Raw genomic sequence first — 1,294 nt, 5'->3', positions numbered from 1 at the left:
CCACCCTGCAAGGCCAGCGCCTGGACCTCACCCCACGGGAATTCGACCTGCTGTACTTCTTTGCGCGCCAGCCGGGCAAGGTGTTCTCACGCATGGACCTGCTCAATGCGGTGTGGGGCTACAGCCATGAGGGTTATGAACACACGGTCAACACCCATATCAACCGCCTGCGCGCCAAGGTCGAAGACGACCCCGCCAACCCGGCGCGCATCCTCACGGTGTGGGGTCGTGGCTACAAATTTGCCGAGAGCCCACCATGAAACTGACCCTGACCCAGCGCCTGTCGGTGGTGTTCGCCGTATTGCTGCTGGTCTGCAGCGGCACCTCGGCCTGGTTGCAGGTGCGCTCCAACCGCATGCATGAGCTGGAGGTGGTGCAAGGCCTGTCCCGCGACCTGGCGGCGCACATTGCCCGCGACACACAATTGATGGACGCCGATGGCCTCAAGCCCGACGCCGTGCGCAACCTGTTCAGCCAGTTGATGCTGGTCAACCCGAGCGTCGAGGTGTACCTGCTCGACATCGACGGCCGCGTGGTCGGCAACGCCGCGCCCAGTGGTCATTTGCTGCGTGCTCGGGTCGACCTCGCACCCGTGCGACGTTTCCTGGCCGGGTTCATGCTGCCGATCCTCGGCGATGACCCGCGCAGCCTTGATGGGCGCAAGGTGTTCAGCGCGGCGCCTCTTATGGCAGGCGGCCAGCAGACCGGTTTCCTGTATGTGGTGCTGCTGGGTGAAGCCCACGACGTGTATGACGCCAAGGATGCCACCGGCATGGCGTTGAAGATCGCGCTGTGGTCCATCGGCCTGGTCGCCCTGCTCTGCTTGTTGGCCGGCCTGGTTGCGTTCGCCTGGATCACCCGACCGCTGCGTCAGTTGACCGACAAAGTCGGCCAGTTCGACATTAATGGCGCACCGAAAGCGGCTGAAACCGCTGCGCCGGAACTCACCAGCGGCGATGAAATTGCCGTGCTCGACCACGCCTTCGTGCAGATGGAAAACCGCCTGGGCGAACAATGGCGCGCCATCACCCATCAGGACCAGGAACGTCGCGAAATGGTCGCGAATATCTCCCATGACCTGCGTACGCCATTGGCCTCGCTGCATGGTTACCTGGAAACCCTGTCGCTCAAGGATGCCAGCCTCAGCCCCGAAGAACGCCGCCGTTATCTGGGCATTGCCCTGGACCAGAGCCGCAAGGTTGGCGGTCTGGCCCAGTCATTGCTGGAACTGGTGCGCCTGGAGCATGGTTTTGTCCAACCGGTGATCGAAGGTTTTTCATTGCCGGACCTGGTG

At 63.0% G+C, this 1,294-nt stretch carries 2 protein-coding genes; both read left to right on the top strand.

Annotated elements, in window-relative coordinates:
- Positions 1–260 (top strand): winged helix-turn-helix domain-containing protein (locus HX823_RS30910; RefSeq protein WP_177078420.1); only part of this gene is annotated, 260 nt, incomplete at its 5' end.
- Positions 257–1,294 (top strand): HAMP domain-containing sensor histidine kinase (locus HX823_RS30905; protein WP_177078418.1); only part of this gene is annotated, 1,038 nt, incomplete at its 3' end. The genes HX823_RS30910 and HX823_RS30905, both read left to right, overlap by 4 nt.

The sequence above is a fragment of the Pseudomonas sp. P7759 genome (assembly GCF_013386445.1).
In the GTDB taxonomy this organism is placed as follows: Bacteria; Pseudomonadota; Gammaproteobacteria; order Pseudomonadales; family Pseudomonadaceae; genus Aquipseudomonas; species Aquipseudomonas azotoformans_A.
The sequence above is the reverse complement of the archived record's forward strand: the minus strand, read 5'-3'. Positions and strand labels throughout refer to the sequence as shown.